Origin of the sequence: Veillonella caviae, from assembly GCF_003992125.1 — a bacterium.
In the GTDB taxonomy this organism is placed as follows: domain Bacteria; phylum Bacillota; class Negativicutes; order Veillonellales; family Veillonellaceae; genus Veillonella; species Veillonella caviae.
Genome location: NZ_RQUY01000025.1, coordinates 21,730 through 28,993 on the forward strand (window position 1 = coordinate 21,730; position 7,264 = coordinate 28,993).

6 protein-coding genes and 3 tRNA genes are annotated in these 7,264 nt (G+C 38.0%); all 9 read left to right on the forward strand.

All coding sequences use genetic code 11. The features are described from left to right. The 9 genes from EO120_RS08155 (at position 1) to EO120_RS08195 (ending at position 6,999) form a co-directional block, all read left to right on the forward strand. Complete coding sequence (locus EO120_RS08155) at positions 1 to 3,072, forward strand: AAA family ATPase (protein ID WP_127134988.1); 3,072 nt, start codon at positions 1 to 3, stop codon at positions 3,070 to 3,072. A 147-nt stretch (positions 3,073 to 3,219) separates the two neighbouring features. Then, a complete protein-coding gene (locus EO120_RS08160; RefSeq protein WP_127134989.1) occupies positions 3,220 to 3,594 on the forward strand; it encodes a VOC family protein in 375 nt (124 codons plus the stop codon). Then, complete coding sequence (locus EO120_RS08165; RefSeq protein ID WP_127134990.1) at positions 3,594 to 4,301, forward strand: tRNA threonylcarbamoyladenosine dehydratase; 708 nt, start codon at positions 3,594 to 3,596, stop codon at positions 4,299 to 4,301. Before EO120_RS08160 ends, EO120_RS08165 begins: the two co-directional genes overlap by 1 nt. Then, on the forward strand, positions 4,298 to 4,732 hold the full coding sequence (locus EO120_RS08170) for a peptidylprolyl isomerase (protein ID WP_127134991.1): 435 nt from the start codon (positions 4,298 to 4,300) through the stop codon (positions 4,730 to 4,732). The genes EO120_RS08165 and EO120_RS08170 overlap by 4 nt, the downstream gene beginning before the upstream one ends. Before the next feature lie 4 nt (positions 4,733 to 4,736). Next, entirely contained in the window at positions 4,737 to 5,363 is a 627-nt protein-coding gene (locus EO120_RS08175) for a hypothetical protein (RefSeq protein ID WP_127134992.1), read from the forward strand. 164 nt (positions 5,364 to 5,527) lie between these two features. Then, a complete protein-coding gene (gene speE / locus EO120_RS08180; RefSeq protein WP_127134993.1) occupies positions 5,528 to 6,370 on the forward strand; it encodes a polyamine aminopropyltransferase in 843 nt (280 codons plus the stop codon). Between the two features lie 375 nt (positions 6,371 to 6,745). After that, positions 6,746 to 6,821: transfer RNA gene (locus EO120_RS08185), tRNA-His, on the forward strand. A 23-nt stretch (positions 6,822 to 6,844) separates the two neighbouring features. Continuing rightward, a tRNA-Gln gene (locus EO120_RS08190) sits at positions 6,845 to 6,919 on the forward strand. 4 nt (positions 6,920 to 6,923) lie between these two features. After that, positions 6,924 to 6,999 (forward strand) — tRNA-Lys (locus tag EO120_RS08195). The last annotated feature ends 265 nt before the right edge of the window (positions 7,000 to 7,264 follow it).

A 7,264-nucleotide genomic window follows, 5' to 3' on the forward strand; every position in this document is an offset into this window, starting at 1 on the left:
ATGAAACCAATTACCTTAACTTTGGAAGCCTTTGGTCCCTATCGTGGTACAGTACATTTGGATTTTGATGATTTGAATGACCATTCTATGTTCCTCATATCAGGTCCTACAGGAGCGGGGAAAACGTCTATATTGGATGCCATCGTGTATGCTCTTTATGGTGAGCCTAGTGGCGAAGTACGCAAATCTGACTCTATCCGCAGTGATTTTGCTGAACCGCATACTTTGACGCGTGTGGATTTTATATTTTCCATTGGTGAAAGTAAATACCGTATTGAACGGTTGCCCAAACAAGAGGTGGCGAAAAAGCGTGGCAATGGTATGAAGTCTCAAGGGGCACGTGCTACTGTGTGGCAATGGAAACAACATGAATGGGATACGATAGCTACTACTGCGGCAGATGTAAAAGATACGGTTCATCGTATTGTTGGTTTTCGTAAAGATCAATTTTTACAAGTTGTCTTATTGCCACAAGGGGAATTTAGAAAACTATTAGTTGCCTCTACTAGTGAACGAGAGGAATTGCTGCATACCTTGTTCCACACTTATGTATATCGTAGATTACAAGAAGTGTTGAAAGAAGAATTAACAGTAGCTATGAGTGGTATAGAAGAAACAATGCGAGATATGGATCGGTTGTTTGCATCTGTAGCTGTATATAGTGATGAACCTATAATGACAACTGCTCATGTACGAACTATAGTAGAGCAACGCTCTACAGAACGTCCAATGTTGGTCGATAAACGAGATACATTAATAGAAATTGTAAAACGCTATGAACAGCAACGTCATGACTTTGATGTGTATACAAAGGCGAAACAAAACTTAGAGGATAGTCAAAGCATATTAAAAACTTTAGATATAGAAAAAGAAGATTTGCAATCTGTAGAGCGTCTTGTGGCATTAATGAATATTTTGCAACCTGCTTATGAGTATTATAAAGCCTGGAAAACTGTTAGCGATACAGCTCAGATTTTAGAGAAAGAGGTTGAAGAACATACTGTTTTGTTGTCCTCTGTACAAATTTCTGCAGATACAGCTAGACAAATCTATGATGAGTTATTACTTCAATCATCTGAAATAGAAGTAAAGAAACATGTGGTACAGCGCTATCAAGAACAACAAGAGTTGATACATAATATACAATTACAGAAGAAACAGTTGAATGAGTTAGAACAAAATGTACAGATTTTAGAAGCTCAGAAGCAAACTGATATGCAATCGGTTTGTGATGCGGAGAAAACACTATGTGATTTACAGGAATCGTTAAAGGTAGATCGCCAATTTGTAGATGATCATCAGACTGTGCCTGCAGAAATTATAAAAGTTATACAAAGGCATTCTTCGTTAATAGCAGTGCAACATAAAATGAATGAATTGTGTGAATATCGCACGTTATTAAAGAAAAAAGAAAATCTTGTAGATGCAGCCAAAGTAGAGTTGGACTTAGCTCGTAAATCAGCTGTACTAATGGAGACGAATTATTATCATAGTAGGGCTTATGAGTTATCTCTAGAGTTAGAAAAAAATGTGCCTTGTGCTGTTTGTGGTTCTCTGACACATCCAGAGCCTGCAGAGCCACCCCAGTCTATTGCAACAAAGAATGATGTGGAGCAGGCGCGACACATCGTATCACAAAAGGAGTCTGCTTTGCATAAGGTTCAATCTGAATATGATTCGATAGTGGCTAAGTTGGCTGAATTAGATGATACGATTCAAAGTGAATGTAAACAATTAGATATAGCTGTAACTATTGAAGATGTACAGTGTGCTATAGACCAATCTACATTGGAGCAGGTAGAACTAAATCAGATACAACAAAAGTTAGATGCTAAACGTTTATGTATCGATAAGTTCACTGGTGAAATAGATGAGATGACAAGTTCATTAGGCACATTATCCGATATAGCAAGAGCAACAGAGTTGTCTTGGCACGAAGCTGTAAATCGATTAAATGAGTTGCGCGGTACGTTACAGGCGCTAGAGGAACAAGTGGCCGATACATATGAAGCGGAAACTATCGCAGAATTGCAAACTAGTATTGAATCATATACAGCTAGTGTTACCATCGCAGAAAAAGAGTGGTATGCATGTAATGAGAAACAAATAGCATTACGGTCTAAACTAGATTTGTTGGCATCACAATATACGGTGGCGCTGACAGAACAGAGGATATCCTATACTAAGTTTTCTGAATCCTTAATTACAGTAGGTAGAAGTGAAGTTGAATTTAATGCAATTGTAAATGATTTTGTTAATTTCAGTATATATACACAGCAATTAGACTTGTATCGTGATAAACGGGCTCGTGCTGAAGCTGTATATCAAGCAGCGCTATCTAGATTATCGGAACTACCTGTGATAGAGAAAAACGTAGCAGATGATGTGTATTGTGAGGCGATTGAAGCGCGAGATGCAGCTATCGGTGAGTTAGCAACTTGGGATGTAGCTGATAAGACTATACAAGATACACTGGAACAGCTGATTTTATTAGAACAGAATATAATTGACGAAAAAGAACGAGTTCTGTTTATTCGTAGATTATCTGATTTGGCAAATGGTGGAGATGAAGGTTTTAAAAATGTTACATTTGAACGCTATGTACTAGGTGCTATTCTCGATGAAGTAGTTCATGCTGCTAATGTGCGCCTTCAATCTATGAGTCGTCATCGCTATAGCTTGGAACGGGCTGATTATACTAGTGGTGGTCGTGGTAAACAAGGGCTGGATCTAGCTGTCATGGATAGTTTCACTGGTCAATCACGGTCGGCGAATACATTGTCTGGAGGCGAAACATTCCTCGCCTCTATGGCATTGGCGCTAGGATTGGCGGATATTATCCAAAGTTATGCTGGTGGTATTCATATGGATACGATGTTCATTGATGAAGGGTTTGGCACATTAGATCCTGATACATTAGAGTTAGCAATGGAAACTTTAGTTGATTTGCAAAGTACTGGACGTCTTATTGGTATCATTTCTCATGTACCGGAGTTAAAGTCTCGTATACCAGCACATTTAGAAATCCTGCGACGGGATAATGGTAGTGAGGCTAAATTTGTGATACCTTAAATTTTTCTTCTTACGTAGATGATATTTCTATAGGCACATTACAACAGATTTTTATATAGAGGTATCTTGATATAGATAATTAATTGTTAAATATGATACTATAATATATAGAGTAATAATTGATTATTGTACAGAAAAGGAGACGATATGAAATTTTCTTTTGCTCACAATAATATTAATGTAAAGGATTTGGATGCTAGTCTTGCCTTTTACAAGGAAGCTCTTCTCTTGGAAGAGGTGAAGCGCATCGAAGAACCGAGTGGTGCTTTCACATTAGTCTATTTAAAAAGTCCTTATACACAACATGAGTTAGAATTGACATGGCTCAGAGATTGGGAGAGACCTTATAATTTAGGTGACAATGAATTCCATTTGGCGTTCTATGTAGATGATTATGATGCGGCATTAGCTAAACATAAGGAGATGGGGATTGTAGCCTATGAAAATACGGACATGGGGATTTATTTTATCGCTGACCCAGATGGATATTGGACGGAAATCATTCCGCTAGGTGCATATTAATGGAATATTTATTGACACGCCTTGAATGGCTAGTAGGTCCAGATAAAATTAATATGCTCAAACATACATCTATCGCTCTATTTGGTGTAGGCGGTGTGGGCGGAGGTGCCCTTGAAGCTCTCGTTCGAGCTGGTGTAGGTCGTATTGTACTTATCGATGGCGATAAAGTTACCCCTAGTAATTTGAACCGTCAAATGATTACGACTCATGAAAGCATTGCTAGACGCAAGGTTGAGGTTGCAAAAGAACGAGCTTTGTCAATCAATCCTAATGTTGTGATTGAAACGTATGATATTATGTATACAGAAGAGGCGTATCCTGGATTTATTCAAAGCCTTAATGTAGATTTTGTTATTGATGCTATTGATATGGTAACTGCAAAGATTAATATTGTTGAAGTGTGCCAAGCAAATAACATACCCTTGATTTGTTCTATGGGGGGAGGAAATCGATTCTATCCTGAAAAACTGCAAATTGCAGACATTCATAAAACCCATACAGATCCTTTAGCACGCGTTATGCGTCGAGAACTGAGAAAGCGAAGAATCAAAAAACAATTAGTGGTGTTTTCTACAGAAACACCAACAATACCGGAATTTCGCGGTGAAAGTAAAAGCCCAGGCACATGTTCTTTTGTGCCACCAGTGGCAGGATTTATATTAGCAGCTCACGTGCTGCGTACGATTTTGGAGGTACCTGAACAATGAAACAAGCAAAAATTCACATGGCTAATGGCGGAGATATTGTAATCGATTTATTTGATAAAGAGGCGCCGGGCACTGTACAAAACTTTGTAGATTTAATTAATAAGGGGTTCTATAATGGACTTCGTTTTCATCGAGTTATTCCTGGATTTGTGGCTCAAGGTGGTTGCCCTAATGGCAATGGTACAGGTGGTCCTGGATACACAATTAAAGATGAATTGATTGGCAATCCTCATAAACATGAACGTGGCGCCTTATCTATGGCTCACCGTGGTCCTAATACAGGTGGTAGCCAATTCTTTATCGTATACGAACCACAACCTCATTTAGATGGTGTACATACTGTATTTGGTAAAGTTGTAGAAGGTATGGATGTTGTAGATAAAATCAATCAAGGCGACATCATGGAAACTGTAGAAGTAATTGAAGGCTAATTACATGAATGATGTAAGTATTAAACATCCTGAATGGTTAGATATTGATGTAAATGGGCATATCTCTCATGGTTACGACCAAGAATGGTTTGCCGATGAGTGGCAGAGATTGTCTGGCTGTGGGCCTACGACTGCAACACAAGTGTTGAGTTACTCTCAATTGCGCGATGGCGCTTTGCTTGCGGCTAATGCCTCTAATCAATGGGAAGCATTAGAGCGAATGAACCTGGTATGGAATTATGTAAAACCTCGCTTTGGTGGTGGTGTATATAAAACACAATGGATGGAAATTGGTCTAAAACGGCTTATGGAAGATTATGGTTTGCCTTATGATGTACATATGATTAATGTATCGCCCTTTTGTGCGTCTCGTGTCGAGATTGATACAGCTGCCGATTTTATTGAAAGTGCTATATCTCAAGATGTGCCAGTAGCATTTTTAAATCGTCATAAAGGGAAAGAACGGGCACTGTATACATGGCATTGGGTCCCAATTTATAAAATATACGGCGTTGGCGATGATATTCGTTGTGGTATTTTTGACGAAGGGGAAATCCGTGATTTTTCATTAACTAATTGGCTGAAAGATACCATTTTAGGTGGTGGGTTTTGCTATATTAGTAAAAAATAATATGCTGTCAGGTTCTAGGGGTGGAAGAGTTACGCTCCTGTTTCTATACTTTATATAATTTTTGGTTTTGATTGTATGTATAGATTGGCCTAATATTAATACATATGGATTAGATAGAGCGATAGTGAAATCTGTCGCTCTATCTGTATGACTTGGAGGTAACTATGAGTCAATGGATTACAGAGGAACAAACTCCTCATTTACGCCTTAGTGCAGAAGCAACAGAACTTTTGTATTCTGGCAAATCGGAATTTCAAAAAATTGAAGTATTTAATTCCAAAGAATATGGTATGATGCTTGCTTTAGATGGTGTATTCCAAACATCTGAAAGAGAAGAGTTTATTTATCATGAAATGATGAGTCATGTGCCATTATTCTTACATCCAAATCCTGAGCGCGTGCTCATCATTGGTGGTGGTGATGGTGGCGTTGCTAGAGAATGTGTACGTCATGATTGTGTAAAAGAAGTAACGATGGTAGAAATTGATGGTAAAGTTGTAGAATTAGCTAAAGAATATTTTCCGACTATTGCTAAAGCTATGATTGAAGAAAATCCAAAATTAACTGTTAAAATTGGTGATGGTATTGGTTTTATGGCGGAAGCGGAGGATTACTACGACGTTATTATCGTAGACTGCTCTGACCCAATTGGTCCAGGGGAAGGTTTGTTTACAGAGGAGTTCTATAAAAATACTTTAAAGGCGTTAAAATCAGATGGCCTTTTTGTACAACAAACAGAATCTCCTATGCTACATCAACCTTTGGTTGAGAAAGTGTTTGGTTATGTTAATAATCATTTCCCAATCGCACGCTTATATACTGCGTTTATTCCAATCTATCCAGCAGGGATGCATTGCTTTACTTTGGGGTCTAAAACTTTTGATCCATTAACATGGACATCAAATCGGGAACAAAATTTTACAACTAAATACTACAATAGCGATATTCAAAAGGCTGCTTTTGCATTGCCAAATTTTGTAAAAGACTATTTGCATTTTGATAAGTAGATGTTACAGTTGTTAATACAAATAGGTGTATTTAAAGGCTATTACAATAAAAGATAAGCAATACAAGATAGAATTGGAGTAGATTTTTAGTACATTTATACAGACTGCACAAATTAATTTGTAAATTTTATAAAAAACTATTTGCCAACTTTATCGTTTATATGTATAATAGGGGAGCACCATTCGTTAAGGTCACTTGATGAGATGGAGCTCCCTTAATATATAGGGGAAGGGTAATTATTGATGAAGATTGATAATTTTTTACTTCGTTTAAAGAAAAGATATAAATGAAGTAAAAAAATGTTGACATAATCTTATTAAGCAGATATAATACTCTTTGTTACGAAGACGAAGTGTCTTCGGTACCTACAGGTGGTGGGTATGGTGAAGCGGTTAACACGGCGGATTGTGGCTCCGTTACGCGTGGGTTCGATCCCCACTACTCACCCCATAACCTACACACGTAATCAATGTAGGGGTGTCGCCAAGTGGTAAGGCAACGGACTTTGACTCCGTTATGCGCTGGTTCGATCCCAGCCACCCCTGCCAACATGACTCACTAGCTCAGTTGGCAGAGCACCTGACTTTTAATCAGGGTGTCCCGCGTTCGAGTCGCGGGTGAGTCACCAAATTAAAACTCACAAACTTCGGTTTGTGAGTTTTCCATCTCGTTTTAAGAGAATTTGGTTACGGTAGTATAACAGTTGAGCTGTGTAAATGGTTGAAATAAATCAAAAAAACTTTGGAAAAAAGTGTTGACGATTTAAATTCTGACTGGTATACTAATACAAGTCGCTAGGACATGATAATGACTTAGCAAACAGATCTTTGAAAACTGAACAATGATAGGTAATCAATCGAAAGATTGAACATATGCCAGAGTGCGGGTTTTGA

Excerpts from the sequence above, each read along its gene's own strand:
- EO120_RS08165 (WP_127134990.1), top strand. The coding sequence starts at position 3,594 with ATGGAATATTTATTGACACGCCTTGAATGGCTAGTAGGTCCAGATAAA.
- EO120_RS08175 (WP_127134992.1), top strand. The coding sequence starts at position 4,737 with ATGAATGATGTAAGTATTAAACATCCTGAATGGTTAGATATTGATGTA.
- speE (WP_127134993.1), top strand. The coding sequence starts at position 5,528 with ATGAGTCAATGGATTACAGAGGAACAAACTCCTCATTTACGCCTTAGT.
- EO120_RS08170 (WP_127134991.1), top strand. The coding sequence starts at position 4,298 with ATGAAACAAGCAAAAATTCACATGGCTAATGGCGGAGATATTGTAATC.
- EO120_RS08160 (WP_127134989.1), top strand. The coding sequence starts at position 3,220 with ATGAAATTTTCTTTTGCTCACAATAATATTAATGTAAAGGATTTGGAT.
- EO120_RS08155 (WP_127134988.1), top strand. The coding sequence starts at position 1 with ATGAAACCAATTACCTTAACTTTGGAAGCCTTTGGTCCCTATCGTGGT.